General features: G+C 47.0%; 24 protein-coding genes and 2 rRNA genes. 5 read left to right on the top strand and 21 right to left on the bottom strand.

Going from position 1 to position 25,579, the window contains the following annotated elements; all coding sequences use genetic code 11:
• Together rrf (QFX39_RS07065) and rrf (QFX39_RS07060) are read left to right on the top strand one after the other, a co-directional pair.
• Window positions 1-111: ribosomal RNA gene (gene rrf, locus QFX39_RS07065) — 5S ribosomal RNA — on the top strand; the annotation flags it as partial.
• A gap of 51 nt (window positions 112-162) precedes the next feature.
• Window positions 163-284: ribosomal RNA gene (gene rrf / locus QFX39_RS07060) — 5S ribosomal RNA — on the top strand.
• Between the two features lie 278 nt (window positions 285-562).
• Here the strand turns inward: rrf (QFX39_RS07060) and QFX39_RS07055 are convergent.
• The 8 genes from QFX39_RS07055 to QFX39_RS07020 form a co-directional block, all read right to left on the bottom strand.
• Entirely contained in the window at window positions 563-2,026 is a 1,464-nt protein-coding gene (locus QFX39_RS07055; RefSeq protein WP_300478792.1) for a trehalose-6-phosphate synthase, read from the bottom strand.
• Window positions 2,027-2,042: 16 nt separating this feature from the next.
• Window positions 2,043-3,344 carry a phosphomannomutase gene (locus tag QFX39_RS07050; RefSeq protein WP_300478789.1) on the bottom strand — a complete coding sequence of 434 codons (1,302 nt, stop codon included), beginning with the start codon at window positions 3,342-3,344 and terminating at the stop codon, window positions 2,043-2,045.
• A 5-nt stretch (window positions 3,345-3,349) separates the two neighbouring features.
• The gene (locus QFX39_RS07045) at window positions 3,350-4,504 is read right to left on the bottom strand and encodes an NDP-sugar synthase (protein WP_300478787.1); all 1,155 of its coding nucleotides are present in this window, start codon (window positions 4,502-4,504) and stop codon (window positions 3,350-3,352) included.
• Between the two features lie 113 nt (window positions 4,505-4,617).
• Window positions 4,618-5,412 (bottom strand): trehalose-phosphatase, encoded by a 795-nt coding sequence (gene otsB, locus QFX39_RS07040; RefSeq protein ID WP_300478783.1) that lies wholly within the window; start codon window positions 5,410-5,412, stop codon window positions 4,618-4,620.
• Entirely contained in the window at window positions 5,405-6,472 is a 1,068-nt protein-coding gene (locus QFX39_RS07035) for a hypothetical protein (RefSeq protein WP_300478781.1), read from the bottom strand. Before QFX39_RS07035 ends, otsB begins: the two co-directional genes overlap by 8 nt.
• A gap of 25 nt (window positions 6,473-6,497) precedes the next feature.
• A complete protein-coding gene (locus tag QFX39_RS07030) occupies window positions 6,498-8,426 on the bottom strand; it encodes an endonuclease MutS2 (RefSeq protein ID WP_300478779.1) in 1,929 nt (642 codons plus the stop codon).
• Between the two features lie 83 nt (window positions 8,427-8,509).
• The gene (locus tag QFX39_RS07025) at window positions 8,510-10,906 is read right to left on the bottom strand and encodes a U32 family peptidase (RefSeq protein ID WP_300478777.1); all 2,397 of its coding nucleotides are present in this window, start codon (window positions 10,904-10,906) and stop codon (window positions 8,510-8,512) included.
• Between the two features lie 29 nt (window positions 10,907-10,935).
• Entirely contained in the window at window positions 10,936-12,261 is a 1,326-nt protein-coding gene (locus tag QFX39_RS07020) for a GAF domain-containing protein (RefSeq protein ID WP_300478775.1), read from the bottom strand.
• Between the two features lie 129 nt (window positions 12,262-12,390).
• On the opposite strand from QFX39_RS07020, the gene tmk reads away from it, so the two are divergent.
• Window positions 12,391-12,975 carry a dTMP kinase gene (gene tmk / locus QFX39_RS07015; protein WP_300478772.1) on the top strand — a complete coding sequence of 195 codons (585 nt, stop codon included), beginning with the start codon at window positions 12,391-12,393 and terminating at the stop codon, window positions 12,973-12,975.
• Window positions 12,976-12,990: 15 nt separating this feature from the next.
• On the opposite strand, the gene QFX39_RS07010 is transcribed toward tmk, so the two are convergent.
• The 5 genes from QFX39_RS07010 to mcm are packed head-to-tail and all read right to left on the bottom strand — an operon-like array spanning window position 12,991 to window position 17,692.
• On the bottom strand, window positions 12,991-13,200 hold the full coding sequence (locus QFX39_RS07010; protein WP_300478769.1) for a hypothetical protein: 210 nt from the start codon (window positions 13,198-13,200) through the stop codon (window positions 12,991-12,993).
• Window positions 13,201-14,160 carry a tyrosine--tRNA ligase gene (locus QFX39_RS07005; RefSeq protein WP_300478808.1) on the bottom strand — a complete coding sequence of 320 codons (960 nt, stop codon included), beginning with the start codon at window positions 14,158-14,160 and terminating at the stop codon, window positions 13,201-13,203.
• 4 nt (window positions 14,161-14,164) lie between these two features.
• Window positions 14,165-15,220, bottom strand: a complete 1,056-nt coding sequence (locus QFX39_RS07000) for a 60S ribosomal export protein NMD3 (protein WP_300478766.1) — start codon at window positions 15,218-15,220, stop codon at window positions 14,165-14,167.
• Between the two features lie 26 nt (window positions 15,221-15,246).
• Window positions 15,247-15,654, bottom strand: coding sequence for a translation initiation factor IF-2 subunit beta (locus QFX39_RS06995; protein ID WP_013295174.1), 408 nt, complete (start codon window positions 15,652-15,654; stop codon window positions 15,247-15,249).
• A gap of 37 nt (window positions 15,655-15,691) precedes the next feature.
• Window positions 15,692-17,692: a minichromosome maintenance protein MCM gene (gene mcm / locus QFX39_RS06990; RefSeq protein WP_300478762.1), complete on the bottom strand. Its 2,001-nt coding sequence runs from the start codon at window positions 17,690-17,692 to the stop codon at window positions 15,692-15,694.
• A 103-nt stretch (window positions 17,693-17,795) separates the two neighbouring features.
• Between mcm and QFX39_RS06985 the strand changes: the two genes are divergently transcribed.
• Window positions 17,796-18,230, top strand: a complete 435-nt coding sequence (locus tag QFX39_RS06985; RefSeq protein WP_300478759.1) for a hypothetical protein — start codon at window positions 17,796-17,798, stop codon at window positions 18,228-18,230.
• Window positions 18,231-18,280: 50 nt separating this feature from the next.
• Here QFX39_RS06985 and QFX39_RS06980 read toward each other — a convergent pair whose 3' ends face one another.
• From QFX39_RS06980 to QFX39_RS06965, 4 genes are all read right to left on the bottom strand, one after another.
• On the bottom strand, window positions 18,281-18,916 hold the full coding sequence (locus QFX39_RS06980; RefSeq protein ID WP_300478756.1) for an SAM-dependent methyltransferase: 636 nt from the start codon (window positions 18,914-18,916) through the stop codon (window positions 18,281-18,283).
• 4 nt (window positions 18,917-18,920) lie between these two features.
• Window positions 18,921-19,439, bottom strand: a complete 519-nt coding sequence (locus tag QFX39_RS06975) for a metallophosphoesterase (RefSeq protein ID WP_300478753.1) — start codon at window positions 19,437-19,439, stop codon at window positions 18,921-18,923.
• A gap of 271 nt (window positions 19,440-19,710) precedes the next feature.
• A complete protein-coding gene (locus tag QFX39_RS06970) occupies window positions 19,711-20,142 on the bottom strand; it encodes a V4R domain-containing protein (protein WP_300478750.1) in 432 nt (143 codons plus the stop codon).
• A 147-nt stretch (window positions 20,143-20,289) separates the two neighbouring features.
• On the bottom strand, window positions 20,290-20,646 hold the full coding sequence (locus QFX39_RS06965) for a DUF5518 domain-containing protein (protein WP_300478747.1): 357 nt from the start codon (window positions 20,644-20,646) through the stop codon (window positions 20,290-20,292).
• Between the two features lie 94 nt (window positions 20,647-20,740).
• Here QFX39_RS06965 and QFX39_RS06960 point away from each other — a divergent pair, with 94 nt between their 5' ends.
• Entirely contained in the window at window positions 20,741-22,186 is a 1,446-nt protein-coding gene (locus tag QFX39_RS06960) for a cryptochrome/photolyase family protein (RefSeq protein WP_300478744.1), read from the top strand.
• A gap of 4 nt (window positions 22,187-22,190) precedes the next feature.
• Here QFX39_RS06960 and QFX39_RS06955 read toward each other — a convergent pair whose 3' ends face one another.
• The 4 genes from QFX39_RS06955 to QFX39_RS06940 form a co-directional block, all read right to left on the bottom strand.
• A complete protein-coding gene (locus QFX39_RS06955; RefSeq protein WP_300478741.1) occupies window positions 22,191-22,886 on the bottom strand; it encodes a hypothetical protein in 696 nt (231 codons plus the stop codon).
• Window positions 22,887-22,973: 87 nt separating this feature from the next.
• Window positions 22,974-23,732, bottom strand: coding sequence for an ion transporter (locus QFX39_RS06950; protein ID WP_300478738.1), 759 nt, complete (start codon window positions 23,730-23,732; stop codon window positions 22,974-22,976).
• 456 nt (window positions 23,733-24,188) lie between these two features.
• Window positions 24,189-24,440: a hypothetical protein gene (locus tag QFX39_RS06945; protein WP_300478736.1), complete on the bottom strand. Its 252-nt coding sequence runs from the start codon at window positions 24,438-24,440 to the stop codon at window positions 24,189-24,191.
• 247 nt (window positions 24,441-24,687) lie between these two features.
• Window positions 24,688-25,281, bottom strand: a complete 594-nt coding sequence (locus tag QFX39_RS06940) for an FxLYD domain-containing protein (protein ID WP_300478733.1) — start codon at window positions 25,279-25,281, stop codon at window positions 24,688-24,690.
• Window positions 25,282-25,579 lie beyond the last annotated feature (298 nt).

The raw sequence follows: 25,579 nt of genomic DNA, 5'->3' as shown, positions 1-25,579 counted from the left end.
TGGCGCAGGGGTGATACCTGATCTCGTTTCGATCTCAGTAGTTAAGTCCTGCTGCGTTGTGGGTGTGTACTGCGGTGTTTTTGCTGTGGGAAGCCCACTTCACTGCCAGACCACACCTCATACTCACCATACTCACATATCATCCTCATTGATATCACACGGCATGGCGGTCATGGCGCAGGGGTGATACCTGATCTCGTTTCGATCTCAGTAGTTAAGTCCTGCTGCGTTGTGGGTGTGTACTGCGGTGTTTTTGCTGTGGGAAGCCCACTTCACTGCCAGCCATTCATGCTAATCTTTATATAAACCTATTTTCATAGAATTAACTGTCACATCTTAACGACTGATGCCCAAGGTCCTTCTATGATGTGGGCTGATGCCTCAGATGATTAGAAGAAACCCAGCATCGGACAGACTGCCTGCTTCGAGGGTTGCTCGGGGAGGGAAGGGTAATCTACCTGTGAACCCGTAGAGTTAGTGTGCAGGCAAAATTATAAATTTTTATAAAAATTAAAATTTCATTCTCTTGATTAAGATACGATTACCTACTCAATCACTTAATCTATTTCATCAGCCTCTCAAAGTCATCGAACTGTTCATTGATCCAGTGGTATATTGTTCTTTCACGAACCTTTGATTTAAGGCCATCTGAAAGCCTCTTTCTTTCATCAGACTTCATTGCTATTGCCCTATAGATGGCATCTGCAGTTTCCTTTATATCAAATGGGTTCACACCTGTGACGTAGTCGGCAAGTTCCTCATAGCAGCCGGCGTTCTCTGAAAGTATGACTGTCCCTGATTTTTCGTTCATAAGCGCAGCCTCCTTGGGGACGATGTTCATACCATCGGCAATGGGGTTCACAATGAGGCAGTCATAGTTTTTGAATGCAGCAGCCACAAGCTCATAATCGGCACGGTGGATGTACTCAATGGGCCTCCAGCTGGAGTTACCGTACCTCCTGTTGATTTCATCCACGGTGCTCTTCACAGCATCTGTATAATCCCTGTACTCCATTATCTGCTGCCTTGTTGGTTTACCCGTGGCAAGGAACTTTACCTTACCATGAAACTCGGGATGCTCCCTCAAAAACAGTTCATAGGCTCTGAAGCCACGTATTATGTTCTTGCTGAGATCCGCCCTGTCTGTACGGTAGATGAGAAACATGTCACCCTTCAACTTTCTGACGAAATCCTCCTTCTCCCTGAACGCATCTGATTTGGCGGTTCTTCTTATACTATCTGGATCAACGGATATGGGATAATTTCTTACAAATGTCTTTTCATTCCCATTCAGCACCACTCCATCCTCAGCATCCACATCGTAGCCAAGGTCCACGCAGCATTCCATGAAGTTGGAGCAGTATCTCTCTATATGGAATCCGAGAACAGTATTTGAAAGAAGCCCATTTATTATACTCTCCCTCATCTTTTCAGGGAGTATTCTGAAATAATCCCTCTGTGGCCAGGGGATATGTATGAACTGGCTCAGGAAGACATCACCAACCTTCTTCTTTATGAAACCAGGACATAAGTAGAGGTGATAGTCCTGTAACATAATCAGAGGATTCTTTTCATTTCTTTCAATTTCAGATATAACTTTATCTGCAAATTTCCTGTTAACATGGACATAACCCTCATCCCAGGCAGTATAGATTTTATCATCGATTTCAGGGGAGTAGGGAGTGTTCCACATGTAGTGCTGGATGAACCAGAGAAGCGGATTGCTTATGACACTGTAGTATGATTCATACCTTTCACGGTCCACTATAACAAAGGAAACCGTGAATCTCGGATCATCCTCAGGGAGGGGAACCCTGTTTTCAGGGTAACCCGCTGCCACCTCAGCGTCCTCAGGGGTCATGGCGCTGGAGACCCAGACACCGCTGAACCTTTCAACAACAGGCAGCAGGGTTGAAACAAGACCCCCCGCACCTCTCTTCATAACAATTTTCCCATCTTTTCTGAAAAATTCCACTGGTCCCCTGTTGGATACGATAACAGGGTTCTTATCTTCAAGAAACTTCATGCTGCGTTCCTGAAGTTCACTCACCATAAAGATCACTCATTTTACTTTTCAGAAGGTTCATTATATGGCGTGATTTCTTCTGGGTTTCCTCAGAGGATTCTGATTCAATATAGACCCTTATAAGGGGTTCAAATCTGGATGGCCTTATGAGAACGACGCCAGATGATTCTTCAACCCTTATACCATCTATAAGTTCAATTTTTTTGCCACTGAAGTGTTCAGCAAGCCTTTCAATTAAACTGTCCTTGAATTCGTTGGGACACTCCATGCTGAATTCAACCCTGCTGTACCTTCCCATGCTGGATGCAAGGTTGTGGAGTGTCATGTTCTTCTCTTCCATTATCTCCAGCATCTTCAGAAGTGCGAAGGTGGCATCATAGCAGTACTGGAATTCAGGGAATATGTACATTCCAGGTTCATCACCACCAAAAACAGCATTCTCTGTGTAAACCCTGTTGAGGACATCATTTACTGATGTCCTTATAAGACGTCCTCCGGCGACATTCTCAAGCGCCTTTGATGCAACCACCGAGGACACCACGGGCCCATCAGAGGATTTCAGGTAATGGTCTGCAAAGATCGATAGTACGGTCTGGTCCCTTATGAGTTCACCCCTCTCGTCTATAAAGAAGATGGTGTCCCTATCGTTGTCCAGTATGACCCCCATATCCGCGCCGGTTGCCCTCACAACGTCTGCTATCATGGATATGCTGGAGGCATTCGCAAGGGGAAAGTTTTTACCAAATAGCGACCCCCTGAATGTGATGTTTATGGTCTGACAGTTGAGCCGGTTGAGTATATCCCCCTCAATGTTCCAGGGGGACCCCTCATCGTAACCCAGGACCACCATAAATTCATGCTTTCCTACCGAGGGTGATATGAATTCAAGTATTGATTTGATATAGGAGTCAAGGTAGTTATTGACATATCGAAGCTTTCCAAGCTGATTCCAGTCCGCATAAACTGTGGGGCGTTGTTCAAGCGGAATCTCATGGTTGCTGAGGAGTTTAATGTTTATTTCATCTGCTCTGAGTGGGGAGCTGGAGACGTTTATCATCAAATGACTGTCTAGACGCTCCATGTGGTGATGTATAACAGGGACCGTGGCAACACCAAAATCAATAACATCCACTCCAGCGGCCATCAATCCTGTTCCTATGGCCCTCTTTATCATCTGAGATGGTGTATGCGCATCTCTACCTATCAGGACACGCCTGCAGCTTACGTAGTCACCTATCAGCATCCCAAGGTTGAGGGCAAATGAGCAGTCTATGTCCCGGTTAACAGAGCCCCTTATATCCTGAACGTACCTCGCCATTGGAATCACTGTTCAGCCACAATGGGATAATCCGAATCAAGCAGGGAACCTGAGAGTATCCTGAGGTTGTTGCTGACGCTGCAGTGGGACCTGATAATGGTTGATGGTTCCAGGAGGGCACCACGGCCGATCATGGCACACCTTTCGATGATGCAGTTCTCTCTGATATGGCAGAATTCATCAATAACACAGTTTACAAGCTGGGAGCCTTCCTCAATTCTGCTGCCATCAAAAATAACGGACCCCCTCACGAAGCTGTCACTTCCCACATAAACTCCGGGTCCAATAACGGTTTCCCTGCCCACGAATACCCCCTCATCTATCTCTGCACCATCACCTATAACCACGGGTCCAGCTATACGAACTCCCTCGCCTATAACAACATCCTGACCCACCCATATATCTCCAAATCGACCTGGAACCTCATTTAAAAGTTCACCTTCAGGTTGAGGGCTTATCTGACCATTGAGGGCATCATGGTTGGCCTTAAGGAATGTGTCTGGTTTACCTGCATCATTCCAGTAACCACTGAAAACGAATCCGTATACCCCCCTGTTCTCCTCTATCAAAACAGGGAAGATGTCAGATGAAAAGTCAGAGTTCCCTTCAGGTATGTAATCGAAGATCTCAGGTTCCATGACATATATGCCTGCATTCGCGATTTTGCTGAAGACCTCCTCTGGGCGGGGTTTCTCATGAAAACGTGTTATTCTCCCATCATCATCGAGAACAGCTATGCCGTAATGTGAAGGGTCATCAACTGGTGTGAGGGCCACGGTAACAAGTGCACCCTTCTTTCTGTGGAAACTGACCATTCGCTGGAGGTCAAGGTCAAAGAGCACATCTCCACTGAGGACAATAAAGGTCTCATCCATATCACTGGCCGCTGCCCTAACACCCCCCGCGGTTCCAAGGGGCTTCTTCTCGGATGAAAACCTGAAATCAATTTCCGGGTACCTTGAGGGGACATATGAACTTATCTGATCCTCAAGATACCCCAGCGTCATTATAATCTTACTGTAACCAGAATCAATGACCCTCTGAATTATATAATCCAGTATGGGTCTATTTGCAACTGGTACAAGTGGTTTGGGTCTTGAAAATGTTAGAGGTCTTATTCTTGTACCCTTACCCCCCGCCATGACAACCACAGATGTCATGGATAATATTATGTTGTCCTCATCTAATAAGTATTTTCAGCCAATACATAATATCTTATGAAGAAATAAACTTACTTTAAGATTAACTTGAGAGGGGGTATGGAGAAATAAACCTATTTTAAGAGCCACTTAAGAAATCTGAGGACCTCAGGGACCCCTGACACATAAAAGGAGGCTGAATCCTTTATTTCATAGGGTATCTCCTTTGAGATCACAATCACTGATGCAGCTTTGAGTCCTATTTCAGATTCTAGTTTTCTGAGTTCCCTGAAGGCATCGGCATCGGTGACGTCATCTCCAAGGTACACTGCAGATGATACGTCTGATTCCTCTATGATTTTCCGGACTACGAGGCCCTTATTGTACTCCACCGGGGGTTTGAGCTCAACAAGCATTCTCCCGTGATCCACACGTATTCCTCTGGATTCAGGCATCTCCCTGAGGATATCCATTATCCTTTTCTCTGTCAGTTCAGGGTCAGTGCACTGCCTGTAATGTATGGAATAACAGATACCCTTATCCTCAAACATGATATTCTCATCGGGGGATTTCTCCTTGAGTTCAAGGGCACATTTTCTGATGATGGGAATGTACTCCTCAACCTCTCTGAAGCGTTTATACCTCCCATTTATAATGTACTCAAGGCCATGGTTTCCAACATATATTGCATCCTGGACCCCCACCATCCTGACCGCCTCATGCACAGGCCTTCCACTTATAAAGGCAAGTACACTGTAGCGTTCTGAGATTCTCCTGAGAACCTCCCTCATCTCTTCATCTACGCGGGCTTCAGAGGGTGTTGGTGCTATTTCACTTATTGTACCGTCGATATCAGTGATTATAGCTGTCCTGCTGGGATTCTTCAGGTATTCAAGTTCATGAAGAAAATCAAATAAATACTCAGGCATCAAGGGCACCTTTAATTCCGCTGAATATGATGTAGGGGTCGCTTCCGATGACTGAACTTCCAAAGAGTTCCATACCGCCCATATCAGATGATGCTGATGCAATGTTTCCGCGGTCCACGATTCTTATGATGCCCGGGATCTCCATTTCTTCAGTAAATGGGTGCATCGACAGGTTGAAGCTGTAGACACCACATTCATCTATCAGGCACCTTAATATCTTGAAGAGGTGGTTCTGGAGATCAGAATCCCTGGAGGCATCTGTCTTAAATGTTATTATGATCTCCTTTTCCTTCAGTGGGGTTATACTTGCATATACACACGCGTCTCCCGCTTCAACACCAAGTCCAAGGGCATGGTGGACTGAGAAGACATCATCATGGTATGATGAACCATAACGTTCCCTGTATCTCCTGGAGACATCATCAAGGAATGCAATCCTTGCATAGGGGCTCCTGCCCAAGAGAAGCTGCATGTGGCCGTGGATCTGTGATGCCCCTGCCCTTGGGAGGCAGTTCCATACCATGAATGGAAAATGAAATCCTGAGGATTTCTCCGCCATTTTAAACCATTCTGAGGCGGTTATTAGGTAATCTGAAAATTCCTCCAGGGTGAAGTCAAGGGGGTCATGTTTTCTGAATATCAGAAGGCCGCTCCATGCATCATACTTGGCTATGTTTGATGCTGTAATGGAGTGCCTTCCCACGACACGTCCGAAATCATCTTCAGGTGTGTACAGTTCTGGTTTGCAGAAGTCACACCCTTTTTTATCATTGATAAGTTCATCAAGAACCTTTCTGGCGGGTTCGGTGTCCATAGCTGGCTTTTTAAGGCGCATGGAATTAAAAAGTGATCCTTCACCAGTCCAGCGGTTGTATGTGCTTGTTATCCTTTGATTTTCAGCGGATTCAATAAATTTTGTCCCAAACCTCTCTTTGAGGCTTTCACTCACCTTAAGGTGTCCTTCACCACATTCAACATCGTATATGCGGTTGAATATCTCATAGATGTCCTTCTGCTCTCTTTTAAGATCCAGGAGATGGTCCTTGAGATGGGTTATCATGGTAAATGATATAATTATTCCAGATTTATCCGTTTTTCTGAAACTTTTCAAGTATCCTGCGATAAACAATCCTCTCATTGTCACATGATTTCTCATATATCATCCTTATGATCAGTTCAGGGGTGCTCCTTGCAAGATAGTTTATCCGGGGTGTTCTATCCACAATGAGATTATAGTTCTCATCAAGCCCCCTTGCCTCGATACCATCAACCCGCACATCAACGTACTTGAGTATTTCACGGGCCATGTGGGTCACAATGACTGCAATGGATTCAGATTCCATTATGAACTCTATGAAGGTTGCTATGATCTTCACTGCGGCATCAAGTTCGGTTATTGCCTCAAGTTCATCGAGAAGTATGAGCTTTGAGCTTCCACTCATTGTCACGGGGGTGAAGGTCCTTATGAATGACTCAAAGGCACCTGCATCCAGGGACCTTTTCTTTGAGATGAAGTGAATCTCCTCAACGGGTCTTACCATGGCCTCAAGCGCACATACTGGAAGCCCCATCTGGGCCATCATGGTCACCTGGGCAAGTGTCTCAAGAAGCGTTGTTTTTCCCCCACTGTTGGCACCGGTGAGGAGCACAACATTATCAGGGTTACCCAGTTTGTAGTCAATTTGCTGTGGTTCTTCTGATCCAACAAGGTTGAGGTGCAGTGCCCCCCTGAGGATTATCTCATCACCGAATTCCGGTTCAACGAGCCCGTAATCATGTGCGAAGAGGCCAAGGGCGAAGCGGTAGTCAAATTCCATCAGATCCCTTATTTCATTTTCAACAGCCTCTCTGAGTTCACTGAGCCTCGATGCCGCATCCACCCTCCTTTCAAACCTCCTTATATTTCTTGATGCTGATTCAAGACGTTTAACCCTTTCAAGTTCCCCATGATCGATCTTGAGGGGATACGATTTTATGAATGGATCGAACTCAACACCTGTCTTTCTCTTTATCATCTCACAGGCCTTTTTGAGGACATCATCGAATATCCTCTCCAGTTTACCGGTCATACCCTGATTGAGGAGGGTCAGGACCTCCTCGCCTTTAAGGTCGATGTCCTTTATGAGGTTCCTTAATTCTGAATCAGCCCATGCCTTCACAGAGTTCACGGCCTCATCAATGTCAACTTCTCCCTCTTCAAGGCTACCCAGCTCATCCATTATTGCAAGGACCTCATCAAGACAGGTTTTCATACCCAGAATTCGTTTGATTTTAAGGGCGCCACGCAGGAGGTCAATGTTCGCCCTGAAATATCCGAGGACATCCTCCGGTACAATCTCATGTTTTTCTGAATCTGCTGTGACCATTACCGTGTTGAATGTGTCCTCCAGGTCAATAATTCCCTCGGAGTAGACATAGATTATCAGTTCGTATTCATCGAGTTCGCCCTGCTCAGGGTTCATTATCACCGGATGGTAACGGTTGAGGCCCATGTCTATCATGTGATCATAATCCTCTCTTGTCTCCACCAGTATGGCCCTGGATGGATCGAATGGAGGCTGGGGGTTTTCAGGCCTTTTAATTTTTTTCAGGAGATACCTTAAATCTTCAACAGGGAGTTCAGAGACCATTTTCTTTGATTCCATGACCATTTCAATATGGCTCCTCATGGCATCAGTATCCGTTGAGGGGTGGAGGAGCATTAGTCTGTTGCGGGCATAGTCAGTATGGGCATATAAACTGATGGTCTCAACTATTTCCTGGTAAATCTGAAATGCCCTTTCAGTTTTCAGAAATGAGGGAACAGGGTTTCCCAGAAGCTTACTGGTTATTTCAATTGCCTTTCGCTGACTTATACCTTCAATTGATGCGATTCTATCAATTTCAAGGTTTTCAACCGCCTTTAAAAGCTCTTTTTCTCCCCCAAGTTCGTCTATTATCTTCTGCGCCAGCCTTTCCCCTATCCCGCTGACATCTGTGAGGGCTTCCCCGACAGAATTGATGGACTTCATCATGCCCACTATGTGGAGTTACTGGAATATATATGAATTCAGAGTGCACATGGAAAGTATTCCAGGTGGGCATCTGTAAGGACCCATTATTCCGCAAGACCCCTCCTGAAGTGTGATGCCGTTACCCCTGCGGGACTTTCCATTACAATGCGCTCCTTGATATCAGGTATCCTTTCGGGTGATTCGAGGGCACTCACATATGATTCAACAAGCAACCTGGTCCTCTCTGGGGATTGAATACGGCAGTCGATGGAGAAGTTCCTGAAGCCTGCATCAGGAAGGGAGGGTAAAAAGTCAATGAGGCAGGTCTCCCTTGAATTCATGATTACCGTTTCACAGCCCAGCAGCTGATTTATGGGAAATACAGCGCCCCTACTGTCCATGATCCCCCACCTGGAACCGGTGGATGTATCAAAGTCAGGGGGTGCAAGTTTCCAGAGGTTGTCCCGGGTCACCATTGCGGTAAGGTTCCCATGCACGATGATTTCAGCGGGGACCTGAATCCTCTGGAGATCATTCCATGATAGTTCAGGTGAGAGGGTCAGGAGGTGGAACTTGCCTGATAGGAGGGCCGCTGATCGGCTGTTGAAAATGTTGAGGGCGGGTGATCCATACACCTTCACATCACAGTTTATCAGGTCAGGGATACCGTAACCACCCACCATGAGGTCCATGGAGAGGTCCCCTTCAATTTCAAGGAGCCTTTCAAAGAGCCAGTCATGGGTTATGTCAGGCCACTTCCATACAGCCTCAGCACCGTATCTGGATGAAACCTCGGAGGCCCTCTCCAGAACACTGATGATGTCATCATCATCACAGATCCTGAAGTCACCATGAACCTGGGGTTCCAGGTAAACCCTACCTGCACCGGCCCTGAGGGCGGATTTCATTGCCTTGAGGTCCTCAACATAGACTGATATACAGGGGGCCTCTGGAAGTCTCCTGTCAGGGTGATGAGATGCAGGTTTGGGATGGTGATAGTGGGGTCTTCTCTCTCTGAGTATCCTTCTTTCGACCCTCATCAGAAGTTCCCTTCTGAGGGCGTTGAGGCGACTTAGGGGGTAGAATAGTCCCCCAGGGTATCTGAATTCAGTTAAGGTAAGTCTGAAGGGTTTATCTCCGACCCTCAGCAGGTGATTCTTTATTGTATCCTCATTGAGGGGTCTTTTGAGGGCCCTCTCAAACTGTGTTTCAACTGATTCCCTTAGCCGCAACCCATTCATCATCCATTCTGCGGTTAGATCCACCATACCATCTTTATCTGCAGTGAATTTCAGTTCAATATCCCAGCACTTTCCTGGAGATGATCTTCTGAGTTTTTCAGTGAATTTCTGGAGGCTCTTCCTCCCTGTAAGGTAAACCAGTGCACCCTCTTTTACAGGTCCTGAAGGAACGGAGAGTAATCCGCCATCGTATCTATGGTCATGGACATACATTCCTTTACCTGTACCCTGGAAAAAGAGGCCATCACCGGCTTCTGGCTTTATACGGGAGGTTATCCTTATATGGGCCCTGCCACCTTCGTACCTTTCAACATGGCCCACCGGGAGGCCCCTGTCACCAGGGTATTCCCGTCCCATGAAGTCCTCCCTGAAGAGGTGACCTCCTGTGAGTGTCCTGTTGAAGGTAAGCCTGAGTTTATCAAACTCCTTCTCTGACGGCTTCCACCCACCACTCTTTATCTCATCAAGGGCTCTTCTGTAGACGCTCACTGTGGTGGCAACGTATTCAGGGGACCTCATCCGCCCCTCTATCTTCAGGGATTGGACTCCGGCTTCAACCAGTTCCTGAAGGTGCATGTAGGCTGAGATGTCCCTTGTGGATAGGAGGTACTCCTCCCTCAGTGGCACCCTCCTCTCTGAGGGTTTTAACTGGATGAGTTCATACCTCTTCCTGCATGGCTGGGCGCACCGGCCCCTGTTGCCGCTTCTACCACCTATAAATGAGGATAGAAGGCACTGGCCAGAGTAACTGTAGCACAGGGCTCCATGTATGAAAACCTCAAGCTCCACGTCTGATTCAGCCGCAAGGGCACTGACTTCATCAATGGAGAGCTCCCTTGCAAGTATAACCCTCTCAAGGCCCATCTGCTCTGCCCATCTTATCCCCGCCCTGTTGTGTATGGTCATCTGGGTTGAGGCATGGAATGGGAGGTCAATGGATAACTCATCCCTCAGAACCAGGAGTGCGGGGTCCTGTATGATCACAGCGTCTGCACCTGCACTGGAGAGCTCCTGGAGGTATTCAGCAACATCTGAAAGTTCAGAGTCCCTTAGGAGGGTATTTACAGTTACATACACATTTCTATCATGTAGATGGGCGTATTCCACCGCCTCATGAATCTCCTGCAGGCTGAAGTTCTCTGCATAGTGCCGTGCACCGAAGTCCTTACCTGAGAGGTAAACTGCATCGGCCCCTGCATTGATGGCGACCCTGAAGGAATCAGGTGAACCTGCGGGTGCAAGGAGTTCCGGGATTTCCAAGTACTGTTACCTCCAAACAGAATAAGGATTTATTTTATCTCCTCAAGGACCTCGGTAACTATCTTGAGGAATTTCTGTACAAGGGCCCTGTTCCTCTCCTCACTGGCCCTGACACGGTCCTCTTCAATTTTTCTGTGAATCGCGATTGCATATATATCTGCAAGGCGCTCCATTACCTCAAGATCCCTTTCATCGTAGTCCCCATCCTTTCCTGAAACTGCCAGTATTCCCACAAGCTCATCATTGAGCAGCGCGGGGCATGCCAGAAAGTTCCTTATTTCAATGTGGCCCTCAGGAACCCCAGTGGATTCAGGGTGTGAGGGGGGGTCATTTACAAGAACCGGTTCCCTTTTCCTGAGCACAAGATTCCAGAGACCACCCATTTCAGTGGATTCAGCGTCCACATGACACTCCTCCCCCACCTCCTCTGATGGGAAGTAATTCCTCAGGCTACCATCTGATTCAAAGAAGCCAGCCATGCAGTATCTGCTGCCTGTCAGTTTTTTAGCCCTTTCAATTATGCTCGCAGATATCTCCTCGAGTGACATTGGTGATAGGAGTTTCTTTGATATCTCTGCAAGGCTTTTGTTTATGGCAGTCTCCCTTTCAAGCGCCCTTCTTGCAAGTTCCTTTTCGGTGACATCCCTGTGGACACCCACAACCCCCTTTATATTGCCCTCAAAGTCACGGAGGGGGGATAGGGTTGTTTCAAAATGAGAGTTATCCATGGGCTCCCAGACCCACTCATAGCTAACTGTTTCCCCATTGAGTGCCCTTTCAATCATTTCGCTGTGAATCCTGTCACCGAAAACCTCGCTGACCTTTTTACCCTGAACTTCATCTGCATCAAGGCCGTATTCTGCAAGCGGTCCGGGTGATATCATGGTTAACCTTTCATCACTGTCGGCAGTGAACAGTATATCCCTTATTGATGAGAGTATGGCCCTGAAGAGTTCATCGTTCTCTGCAAGCCGCCTCTCAAGCTGGTGTTTGTGGAGGGCGACCTCTATGACGCTGTGGAGTTCCCGGTCCTCAAAGGGCTTTATTATGTATCCAAAGGGCCCTGTTATCTTGGCCCTTTTGAGGGTTTCTTCGTCTGAATAGGCGGTTATATAGATTATTGGAACCTTCATCCTTCTGGTTATCTCCTCAGCAGCCTCTATACCATCCATGTCCCCCTTGAGGACAATATCCATCAGTATGATGTCTGGCCTTGTTTTTTCAGCCATTTCAACGGCCTTTTCACCGGTGGAAACTGTGGCTGTAACCTGGTAACCCAGGGATTCAAGGCGCTGGCTTATATCAATGGCAACTATGCTCTCATCCTCAACCACCATGACCTTGGCTTTTGACATGTTCCACCTCTATAATAAAATTAATAGTATAATTCTGTATCTAAAGCATTATAAACTTATGTTATGATTCCATGTCATGATTTCAACGCAAGGGGAAGATATTTTACCTTCAGCGATAGATTAATCTCTATGTACATATGCTTTGAGGGAATTGATGGGTCAGGTAAGACGACACATTCCGTCCTCACCGCGGAGTGGCTCAGGGAAAACGGATACAGGGTCTTTAATGTTAGGGAACCAACAGACTCCAGGATAGGGGGCATCATAAGGGAGATGCTCTCCAGTCCCGATGCTAGGACCCCTGATGGGCAGAGGATGCTGGCACTACTCTTTGCTGCGGACCGCCTGACCCTCAGGGGCAAAATAGAGGGGGAATGGAGTGGAAGTGTTGTGGTGAGCGACAGGTGTTACTATTCCAGCATGGTTTACCAGGAACCTGCTGAATGGGTTTCTGAGATAAACAGGTTTGCACCACAGCCTGATATAGTTATACTACTTGACCTTGATGTTGAACTGGCAATGGAGAGATGTGGCGGTACCGATGAATTCGAGGATCCCTCATTTCTTTCACGTGTCAGGGAGAGGTACCTTGAACTCGCCGATAAAAATGAATTTTACATTGTTGATGCAGGGAGGGGGCTCAACATCATCCAGAGAGATATAAGGAGGATAATCGCCCCCCACCTTGGAATATGCTCTGATGGGATAAGATAAGTTCAGGGAAATGCATTATTTTTGCTGGGGCCCTGGGTTCTCAAGTTCCTCTATCCTCTTCCTGATGGACTCAAGGATACGTTCCCTTGCCCTTTCAAGTTCCTCCAGCTCACCCCTCAGGACGGGTCCATCGTCTGTCTGTATCAGTTCAACCTCGTATTCATCAATTATCTCAGCCATTGTTGTGTGTGTTATACCTGGCGGAAGTCTCATGTCGTACAGCATCTAAACACCTTCCATGTAGTCCCTTACAGGTCCCAGCATTTCAATAAGGTAATCTGAGACCGCATTCTTCAAATCCAGCGGGTGAAGGTCGCCACTGGAGTAGGTATTCAGGAGTTCGTCAAGGTCCAGTTCAAGGTCGCCCCCGAATTTTTCAGGGCGCCTTATGGTCATCCTGCCATATTCTGGCATTATAAAGTACTTCACGATTTCGATGATGGGGTTACCCTCCAGTTCCCCCATGGGACAGTAACTCCCCTTCACCTTTTCCCTTATCTCATCGGGGGAGTCGTCCACTGCAATGAAGTTACCCTTGCTGGAGGACATCTTCTCTGAACCGTCGGTCCCATGGAGCAGTGGGGTGTGTATGCATACCGGAGCATCGAAACCGAGCCTGGGGAGGTTCTCACGTGCCAGCATATGTATCTTTCGCTGCTCCATTCCACCCAGCGCCACATCCACATCAAGGTAGACCATGTCGATGACCTGCATGAGGGGGTAGATAACCTCTGCAACCTTGTGGTCCTCTGATTCCCTTGTTATCTGGGCCATGCTCCTTCTGGCCCGAAGAAGTGTTGTTATGAGGGCCATTCTGTATACCAGGTCTGTGTACTCTGGCTGAGTCTGGAAGGATGAACCCAGGATGAACTCGGTCCTATCAGGGGAGAGTCCAAGTGCCAGGAAGCATTTTCTGTTGTAATCGGCCATCTCCCTTATCCGCTCCATGCTGCCCTTACCATTGAGGTATGCATGGTAGTCTGCAAGGAGTATCTTGACCCTGAAGCCGGCATCCTGCATTTCCCTCAGTTTCCTTATGGTTATGGCGTGTCCCAGATGAACCTTACCTGAGGGCTCATAGCCGGTGTAGACAACAGGTTCATCCTTCTTAAGGACCTCCAGCAGTTCATCGGGTGTTATGACCTCAAGAACATCACGTGTTATGGTGTTGAGCGTATCATCCATCAGATCATTCCTCCGCCTCATCAATGATGTAGAGTCTCTTCTTAATTTCTATAACAGGAACCTGTTCTCCTATCTCAAGTTTTGATGTGTAACTGTCAGCTTCAAGGTCCACGGGTTCAAATGTTTCAGGGTGAAGCACCTGTATCCTTCCAGGGGATCTTGCAGTCACTGTGGTTGTCTTAACATCACTGGCCCTCGCAACTAGGTCAATATTTTCATATTCTCCCCAGAGTATGTTCTTCACATCACGGGTCTCAAGGTCCTTCACACTCACACCACGCTTTCTGAGGTCAAGCACCGTGAGCATTCGGTCCTGGTGCAGGAGGAAGTCTCCTCTTCTGAAATCAGGGAGTCTGAGTGAAATCCATGTCCTGTAGAGTCCCTTGCCGCTTGACCTATCCTGCCCCATCAGCCGTGGTGACTCACTGGCAATGCCACCGAGTTCCTCCCTGAGGGCGCTTACAACCTTTCTGGCGGATTTATGGGATCCTATGTAGTAGTCGACCCCCTCCTTCACCTCAACCCTCTGGGGGAGGTATGCCAGCTTATCCCTCCTTGATAGCTTCAGGAGGGTCCTTTTAACTGTGAGGTCAGCCCTTTCTATTTCTGATTCATCCAGTTCCCTTCCATCGGCCCTTAACTGTATCACAGCCTCGTAGTAGCCTGATGCCTGTTTGCTGCAGGCCGGGCAGACAGTGTTTGTGAGGCGGACCTCCACCCCGTACTCCTGGCTCACCATCCTTCCAAGGACCTCAGCATCCACCTCCACCAGGCACTGGTAGATGGTGCCCCTCTGCTGTATTATTTCCAGTTCGATTTCAGGGTTTTCAACAGGGGGTTCCCAGCTGATATTCTCCTCAAGGGCCCTGTATACTATTTCCTCCTCAGGGAGGCCCTCGTCCACCCACTGGCCACTTATCAGCTTTGCATGGCAGTGGCTGCACACATAAACCTCTATTCTGGAGGGTATGCTGAGGATGGTGTAGTCCTCAAGGAAACAGTCCCTGCAGAGTCCATCATATAATTCAGAATCAGAATTACCGCATCTGACACAGAACATTTTCTATAGCTGCTCCTCTATCTTCTCTAGACGTTCTTGAGGGGCGCCTTGGCACCGCATGCCTCGCACTTGAGAAGGGATATCCGCCCCTCCCTGATTATCCTTGTATCTGGCCTGTTGCATTCGTGGCATATGACGAATTTGTTGACGTAGTCCTCTATCCTCTCGTTTATGAGAAAGTGGGTGAATTTACCCTGGAGTATGGCCCTTCCACCCTCAAGGTTACCTGCGGTACCCAGTTCCCTTAGAAGAAATTTAAGAAGGTGCTGGGGGTCCCTGTTGAGGGCATCTGCGACCTCCCTGAAGTTCTGTATGAATGTCCTGTTTCCCTGTATAACTGAGTACGCCTTTGGAACCTCGAAACGCTTTGTTTCAAATACTTCTGGGGGCAGCTGCTCTATGGCCCTTTCAAGTAATTTTTCGTAATCATCCATAATCTATACCTCCGGTAAAAAGTGTGTAATGGAAAATTCAGACCACCTTAAGGTATCCCCTGGCGGGCTCAAATATTGCGCCCTTGTCCTTGAGGATCCTTATCAGTTCCTCAACCTTTTCCTCACTCACGTTATATCTATCCATCATCTCAGTTATAAGAATATTGGTGGGTGCCCTCCCACCGTAGTCCTCCTCGTATTCCCTTATGAGTTCAATTAGCAGTCGGAACTTGTCCCTCTCGGATTTGGGTGTTCTCCCCTCAACCTTGTCGATGTCTATCTTACCGGTCTCAGGGTCGTACCCCACCTGTTTCAGGCATGCCTGGGACAGTTTTATGGCCTTCCTGGCGTCCTCTGCCTCCACGTGTTCCTTGAGTTTTATCTTTGCACTGGCCTCTGAGAGTCGCACAAGGGCCTCCAGCTGCCTTGCTGTTATGGGGACCGGCGAGTCCTCATCGGCTGCGCTGGCCCTCATTGATACGTAGAAGTCCTCAAGGACCTGCATCGCCTCATCTGTCAGCACGGGTCTCACATTCTTTCTTGCATAGGCTATGTACTTCCTCAGCAGTTCTGGGTCGATTTCAAAGGGGGTGTGGTCCTCCTTATGTGTTTTCAGGATGTGCCTTGCAAGTTCCCTGTCCTTCTCCTCGTCGGGTTTGTCCTCCACAACGAATATCAGGTCGAAACGTGACAGTATGGTTGATGGAAGATCTATCTGCTCTGCAATTGATTTGTAACTGTCGAATCTCCCGAATTTTGGGTTTGCGGCTGCCAGGACAGAGCACCTTGAGTTGAGGGTTGCCATTATACCTGCCTTGGCTATGCTTATGGTCTGCTGCTCCAGTGCCTCGTGGATGGCTGAACGGTCCTCATCACGCATCTTATCCAGTTCATCCACACAGACGTTACCCTTATCTCCCAGGACAAGGGCACCGGCCTCAAGGGACCAGCCACCGAATTCATCCCTCACAGCCGCGGCGGTGAGCCCAACCCCTGAGGTACCCTTACCGCTTGTGTATATCCCCCTGGGGGCCAGCTTTGACACGTACTTGAGCATCTGGGACTTACCTATACCCGGGTCCCCGACTATGAGGATGTGTATGTCCCCACGGAGGCGGGTCTTATCATCGAGCTCCTTCCCGGTCCCCCCAAAGAGCTGAAGGGCTATGGCCTCCTTTACCTCACGGTAACCGTGTATTGATGGTGCGGTGGACCTTATGATCTTCTCGTATATGTTGGGGTCAGCTGCAAGTTCCCTTATCTTTTCCTCGTCCTCCTCACTTATCTGGAGCTCCTCAAACTCCTGTTCAAGGAACTCGGTGTAGTTTCCATATATGAAGTTCTTGAACCGTCTGGTCCTCTCATCGCGGACTGTCCTCAGTGTACCTGTGACCCTCACGATGTCCCCTGGGGTGAGGGTGTCAACCAGGTCATCCTCAAGGACGACGGTTATCTGGCGGGGCTGCTCACCACCTGAGAGGTTCTCAAGTGGCTCCTGGAGTTTCAGTGTCTGGGTGTCCAGGAACTCTGATTCGTCCTGAAGGAGTCTGAAGGACCTGCCGCCACACTCTGAGCAGAGTGATGGCTCCGTGATCATGTTGGTGGACTGGCTGACCTCATGGAGCCTCATGCAGCCCCTGCACTCAAAGACGGCCTTAACTATCCTGGGCCTTATCTCATCTGTTTTCCTTACAATACCGTCAACTGCAACGAATTTACCTATGAATTTACTCCGGAGCTCCCGGAGGGGTATGACGTTGCTGACCCCACTGAACCTTATGTTGAGGTCCACGTTCTTCCTCAGGGGATCAATGTTCCTTATGGCCTTCTGGGCGGCCCTTATCACATCGTCTGGTTTTTCAATTAGAAGGTCTGCAAGGTCGGGGTCGAACATTTCAAGGTCAAGGTAATCAACTTCAATGGATCTGACGTTGGGGTACTTCTCTATGGACTCAAACACCCTGTCCTTGTACTCCTTGAGTGAAAAGAATTCCTCGAATTTTGTGAGTGTCTTGCTCTTATCCACGGTTTTCATCATGAAAGTATATTATAACGACATTATAAAACCTTAATTGAGTGAGTGACCTAGCCCTTATGAACATGAAGATTTTTTTCACAGTCACTGAATGTAAGGTGAGATCATGAAGAGATCAAGGATAAACCTCTTTAAGGTAACATCAATGACCATATCAATTCTGGGAGTGCTTCTCATAGCAGGGACCATACTGATATTTGCATATATAGGCGTCGATGCGGTATCTGATGCCATATCTGGGAGTGTGGAGAAGGGTGCCGAGTACGATGAACTCGCAAAGCTCCAGAGCGATTACTCGGCACTGAAGGTCCAGTATGACTCGGTTAAAAAGGATGTCTACCAGAGGAACAACGATAACCTGACAAAGACGTACCTGAATGCTGAGATAGAGCTTGTGAAGGCCAAGTCAGCGATTGATGATGTTAAAAGTGCCCTGGAGACAAATAAACCAAAATCTGAGGTTGATGATCGCATAAAAACAGCCAGGTATCAGCTTCAGGTTGCCTCACAGGCCCTGAATGATCTGAGGGCACTCATGTGAGCTGATGGGTGATTCTTTTTCATTTCCTTTTTCCTTGAAGCCCTGCTGATCTAATGGATGATTCTCTCCCATTTCTTTCTACCCTTGAAGTCCTGGCCCACAATGTACATCTCTGCGCTTGCCTTTCTTGATGAGGCTGGTTTTGTTGTTTTGAGTTTCCAGAAATCCTTTTTCATTTCCTTTATGACTTTATCGAGTTCGGGGCCCTGGAATGCCTTGATCAGGATGTTCCCCTTCCTTTCAAGGACCCTGTAGGCTATATCAAGGACATTCTCAACAAGATCCACCGAGCGGAGATGGTCGATGTCCCTTATACCTGAAAGGGATGGGGCAGCGTCTGATATGACCACATCTGCCCTTCCACCAAGCTCCTCAATTATCCTCTCCTTTATAGCAGGGTCTGTGAAGTCCCCAATTATGGCCCTGAAGTTCTCGGCGGGGAAACCCTTTATCCTCTGGAGGTCAACTGCAACCACAAGTCCCTCCTCACCTACCTTCTCAAGGGCGACCTGTGACCATCCCCCGGGGGCTGCCCCGAGGTCGAGGACCCTGTCACCATTCCTTATCAGTTTGTAGCGGTTGTTGAGTTGCAGTAACTTGTAGGATGCCCTTGAGCGGTAGTTCTCCCTCTTGGCACTTTTGTAGTAGTGGTCCCTTTTTCTTTCAGCCTGCCATCGTTTTCCCATGGATTCACCTCTGGAAGTTCAGTGATCTGCAGACAGGCGCCCCTGTCCTGATGATCCTGGCATCGAGTTTTTCACCGTCAATTTCAAGGATCATGACGCTTGGATCTGTTAGGCGGGGCACTGTAGGGCTCCCAGGGTTGAGGAGGAGCATGTCCTCAAGTTCGGTTATGAAGGGCTGATGCGTATGTCCGCTTATGAGGACATCCACACCAAGCTCGAGCCCCAGGTACCTCAGCTGCTGGGTATCACCACGGGGGTAGACCTCCCCGTGTATGAGGCCCACCCTGTATGCTCCGATCTCAAATAACCTTGATCTGGGGTTGTCTACACCATATCTGCGGTCCATGTTTCCCTGAACGCACTCAACAGGTGCAATGGTTTCAAGGTCACTAAGAACATCCGGTGAGGTCAGGTCACCGGCGTGGAGTATAAGTTCAACGTCGCTGAAGGCCTCAAATACCGCCTCAGGAAGTTCAGCTGCCCTGTCAGGGATGTGTGTATCTGATATAACACCTATTAGCATTCTCACTCTCCTTATATGGGGGATAGTTTTCTTTGTTTACCCTCTGTCAGTTCCATGGTGGATTTTCAGTTGATACCATCAGGTGAGCAATAAGATTACACAGTCCTATATCTTTTTTATTTTTAAAATAAGTTTTCCGGAGTATCGGTATCTGGGTCGTGAATAAACTGTACCCTGTTGGGCCGCACTCTGGTTCCAGAGGTGTCTGTATTTCTGACCTGTACCGAGACCCGAAGGTGTTAATGAGGGGAAACAATAAATGGGGTGGTGGTTATCGCACAAATTCCTCAAATTCACAGGTGCGGTCACCGAGGCCCCAGCACCTCACCTCACGGAGGTCAACCGGTCTCCCACTCATTGATTCGAGTATTCCTGCAAGTAGACCACCCTCAAAGTGACAGAGGGCCTTACCTGAAGCAGGAAGCCCGGCACAGCTTAGGCACTCATCAACCCTAAGGCGGTAGGGGTTATTTTCAAGAATCTCAAGCTCACCGACACGTTTATCATGGAGGAATTTCACAGCTTCATCAGCGTTCTTCAGTCCCATACTCCGTCCAAGGTCCTTACCACTCTTGTAGAGGATACCGTTGGCTCCGTCCCCTATGATGGAGTAGGGCATGAACCTCAGTATCCTGAACAGTTTTATGTCTGTCATGGTACCAAGGGATGGTCTTTCAGCCACAAGGTCTCCAACATCATACATATTCATCACCTTTTAATAAAGATCATCTCATAATATTTAAACCTTTGTTATTACTGAAGCACCTAAAAAATAGTAATAACTCGTAGATAATTATTATCTATGGCAGCATGGCCACAGTTCTTCATCACGGATTAAAAAAATTAATGATCAGTCACCGGCAAGGAAACCCCCAATGGCGCCACCGATACCCATGAAGATCATTGAAACAAAGAGGAGCACCACCACAAGCAGGAGACCGGCGAATGCACCAAGGAACAACCCTCCGAATCCTCCAAGGACGGCACCAAAGATTGTTAAGAGAACCGCTAGGACTATGCCGCCAAAGGCACCGGCAACCGTGGCATTCCAGAACCCACCAGTGGCACCTTCCCTCACCATGAGGCCAACAACAAAACCCGCAAGGAACAAGCCAAGGACAGAGGCCTGGTCAATAAAAGGGCTAAGGATGATCGGAAAAACAACTGCAAGTATGAATCCAGTAATGACAGCTCCCCACTTAACCATATAAACACCATAACAGTTTATGTTACGCCATCCTAAAAAACTTTTAGATTTATAGACACCTCCTGACATAATATTATACATGCCAGGGAAATCTATGGCAGTTGTCTTTCCACATCACCTCATGGAGAGTCATCCCGCTGCAGAGAAAACATCAGACTTCATTGTGGTGGAGGACCAGCTCTTCTTTGGAGACCCTGTATTCAACCTGAGGTTCCATAAGAACAAACTCCTGCTTCACAGGGCCACCATGCGCTACTATTATGACCACCTGAAATCAAGGGGTCTGAATGTCAGATACATAGATTACACGCCGGACCCTGACATGGGGTACCTCAGGGACCACCTTGAGGGATATGAGAAGGTCTACACCCTGGAACTCCTCGACCATGAACTTGAGAGGAGATTGAGGCGGCTCTGCAGTGAAACGGGCGCAGAACTCGTTGAGATTGAGGGGCCATTCATCTTCAGAAGGAGGCTCATGGACAGTTACTTCAGGGATGGCAGGTTCTTTCTCACATCATTCTACATAAGGGAGAGGAGGAGGCTCTCCATTCTCATGGAAAACTTCAAGCCCAAGGGCGGTAAATGGACATTTGATAGGGAGAACAGGAGGAGGCTGCCGCGGGGAATGAATATTCCCAGGCCCATAGAACTGCCTGAAAACAGTTATGTGCGTGAAGCCAGGAGTTACGTGACCGAGCGCTTTTCTGATAACCCTGGTTTCATGGAACACTTCAACTACCCCACAACCCACAGGGAAGCCCGGATATTTTTGAGGGATTTCATAGAAAAAAGGCTCAGGAACTTTGGAAGCTACCAGGATTTCATATCCCGTGATGAGACGTTTCTCTTCCACTCTGTACTCTCTTCCTCACTCAACATCTGCCTCCTAACACCCATGGAGGTTCTGAAAGCAGCGCTATCTGCAGATGCCCCCCTCAATTCTGTTGAGGGATTTGTGAGGCAGGTTATGGGCTGGAGGGAGTTCATAAGGGCAGTTTACCTCCTGAGGGGATCCTATCAGAGGACCAGGAACTTCTTTAACCACGGTGGCAGACTGACAGATAAACTTTACCATGGCAGAACGGGCCTTGAGCCCTATGATACCGCAGTAAGGAGGGTTTTAACCTGTGGATACACCCACCACATCGAGCGCCTCATGGTCATAGGTAATCTCATGCTCCTCCTCGGCATAGACCCTGATGATGTTTATCGCTGGTTCATGGAGATGTTCATAGACTCCTACGACTGGGTGATGGTCCCCAATGTCTATGGCATGAGCCAGTACGCTGATGGGGGCCTCATGGCAACCAAGCCCTACATATCATCATCAAACTACATCCTGAGGATGAGTGACCATGCAAGGGGTGACTGGTGCAGGGTCTGGGACTCCCTCTTCTGGACATTCTTAAATGATAAAAGGAGTTACATAGGTGAAAATCCCCGCATGAGGCTCCTCTACAGGTACCTCACAGATGAAAAACTTGAGGACTTCCAGAGGGTCAAAAGAAGATTTTTAGATGGACTCAGAGACCCCTGATAGGTTACTCATAGCCGGTGTAGTCCAGGGCACCTGAGTTGTAGAGCCTCTGAAGGTCAGATGCATGGGTTAGCTCATATGCGGTGTAGGGATTGTTGAGGTAGGGGTGGATAAGACCCTTTATGATGTAATAGTAGGCTCCCAGTCTCCCGTACTGCTTCCAGGCTATCTGCACGTAGAGGGGGAAGCCACAGCCAGGGTTTACGAATACGTTACCCTCCCGGACGGTCCCATGGAAGACCATGGGCATGGGGCCCTCCTGGCCCTTCTCGGCAGCCAGCCTTTCAACGTAGTCCATGGCCTCATCGAGGGTGTCGAATTCGTATCCATCGGCCCTGTAACGGTATTTGCCGTCAGGCACTCCAAATATGAAGGATTCAATGACCTCGGTCCAGTCTATGTCTGTCCTGTACTCTGAGCTGATGTATGCGAGTTCTATTATGGTGACGTTGCCCTCCCTGTAGTGTCTGTAGTTTGAGCTTCCTGCGTAGTGGACCACAAGGGCACACTTTGATCCCCTCTGGGCTGCGTACTCTGCAAGCACCTTTGACTGGGGGTGTCCCGGGTACATATCTGGGTTTGCCAGTTTTACGAAACCCAGACGCCCAACGGGCTCCACAGGGCTCAGGGCAGTTACACCGTAGAGGTAGGCCCCGAATATGAGAATGGCTGCAACGATGATATAGGATGATCTTGCCATGTTATCCTCGTTTGATTTATCTATTTTATTTATGCTAAGGGCCCATTCTGTATAAAAGTAACGGTGTATATTCAGAATAGAGTTACATCATTTCTCCTGCAGCAAGTCCTTTATTTCCCTGATCTCCCTTTTAAGGTCCTCTATACTTTTTTCTATGTTTTCTATCCTGTCATGGATCTCCTTTTCTTCTTCAGGGTTTTTAACGAACCAGGAGGCCAGGGAGGCTGTGAGGAAACCCACGAAGGTGACCCCCACAAGCATGAGCATGCTGGTTATGGCCTTACCGTAGAGTGTTGTTGGGGGGATCACAACCTCACCCACGATTGTGGTTGTGATGCTGTACCAGAGGGAGTCCAGCGGACCGTGGAGGGATCTGTTGACCCCTGACTCCATCATATAAAAGAAGAGTGTGCCCCCCACTATTGCAAAGAGGAGTATCCCCAGTGCCTGGTCAAGGTGAGTGTCCACCAGGAATGTGAAGAACTTCTTGAGGTACTTCCTGAAGAGGGCGAGAACCTTCACAACCCTGATGATCCTTATGAATCTGAAGGCCCTGAAGAAATCCACAGGCATGAAGGCCACTATATCCATCCAGTTCTCCCTTAGGAATCTTTTCCTGTCATCGGCCCTTTTGAGGTTGATGGAGAATTCCAGAAAGAGTATGATGCAGAGGAAAAGGTCAAACTGGTTGATGGCATTCACGGCCCCAGGATTTGAGGGGTAGAAGGATATGTAGCTCAAGAGCACTATGTCAAGGATTATGAGTATTAGGAGAGTGAGTTCCTTGATCCTGATGAGTTCTCCGTACTCCATAGGGACCACATTATAGAGTTGGTCTTCTGGCATCATAAATACTTTGCAGTGCACGGGGCTCCACCCTAACTGCGGTGTTTTCATGTAATCTGTAATCCACATAGACAGCCATAAGCCACGGAATTGAATGACTTCGTTATAGGATACTATTACGAATACACTGACTGAATAAAATACTGTAGTTCTATTATAGAAAATTTTTTGAGTAATCAGTGGAACTGATGGGGATGAGAATCAAAAAAATAAAATATTATTGATCTGAAAAAGATTTGTATTATTTATTTTATCTTTATCCTCCTGAGGGAATTCCTATAGGAGAAATCAGTCTGCCCTCTGTTCTGAATCCGATAATTGACACATCTTCAGTGACGTTTAGTCTTCCCCTGAACTTCCTTTTTTCTCCGGGTTCAAGCCTATCTATATCGATTCCATCAACCTTAACTACATTTCCATAATCGTCAATTAATTTTATATAGACAACTCCAAAATCTAGAGCTGATTGTACCTGTTTTGAACTTCTCCTGTGATAAAATAAGCTCCATTAGCCTCTTCAATAGTGAAATTGATGATATCAAACTGGACAAGTCCCCTCTCATATGATGTCATAACTTCGCTTCCTTCGAAACTTCCAACCATAAAAATAAATATGGACCATAAAAGGAAGATAGAAATTTTGGTGATTCGTCCACGTCTATTCCACCATTTACTGATTCTTCCAATTATACCTACTTTATCCTCCATTAAATCACCTTTAACATTAAACAGATAAACTATAAACTCATTTGATTAAAGTTTTTCTATTTAATCTCAATTAATAAAACATATTGATAGATGATTCATTATACAGATAAATATCAAGTTTTGCAGACTGTATTTAATTTTTCAGTTTTTTACTAGATAAAAAAGGTTGATACCAAAAATAATTCACTTAGATGAAGCATTCTAAAGCTGCTATTAATTTATAAAAAAATAAAGGGATCCTGCTTAATTAAGCAGGCGTTCCATATGCAGGGTAGCTAAACTTTTCTTCCCACATGTATCCACAGTTCCTGCATTCGAAGTAATCGAGATATTTGCCCTCCCTTTCTAAGTATATCTCATCAGTGACAATATTATTGAAGGAACCACAATAGGGGCAACTTACTTTCTCTCCTTCAGGTAAAACAAGGGGAAACTTTCTATCCTTAGTTGATTTATCGGTAGATTTGGATTCATATTCATATAGTGATTTATCTGCATCTATAACTTTAGCTTCATATTTTACTATTTCATGGCCGGGATCATCAAGATAGACCTCGAATGTTGATTTAGCTCCAGGAGCAAGATTAGTATCGTTAGCATAGGTGTAATCTTCTGCTACGAGTTCCCCATTTTTATCGTATCCTCTTACAAGAATTTTGACGTAGGCCACGCCAAAATCATTTTTGTTTTTTACCGTACCGTTAATATAATAGTATCCATACTGAAAGCTACCAGTTGAATTTACTATTACAACATTTTTTGCTTCGGGGTGTGTTTCCTCTGTTTCATTAATGGTTTCAGTAGGTTCTTCAGAAGTACAACCAGAAACCATAACTACCATACAAATTAAACCCAATGTTAGAAAACCTAAATATTTTGTTTGCATAGACTTCATAGAATACCTCTAAAAGTTATATGGCGTATATTTACTTATTTATAATATTAAAATCATTTAAATATTTAATCAAAGTTGTGTGGCATCATCCTTAATAACATACAGCCAAGCATCGCTAATCACGAAAGTCGCTGGACCACAAGTTGCACAATCAAATTAAGCGAATCCGCCTAAAATCTAATTTTAGATTGCTAGAATTGATGTTATTTCCTGAAACCCAAAGAGTTTTATAGAAATGGCAGGA

Origin of the sequence: Methanothermobacter sp., from assembly GCF_030055425.1 — an archaeon.
Taxonomy (GTDB): Archaea; Methanobacteriota; Methanobacteria; order Methanobacteriales; family Methanothermobacteraceae; genus Methanothermobacter.
Note: the sequence above shows the minus strand (reverse complement) of the source record. Positions and strands in the feature narration are given on the sequence as shown.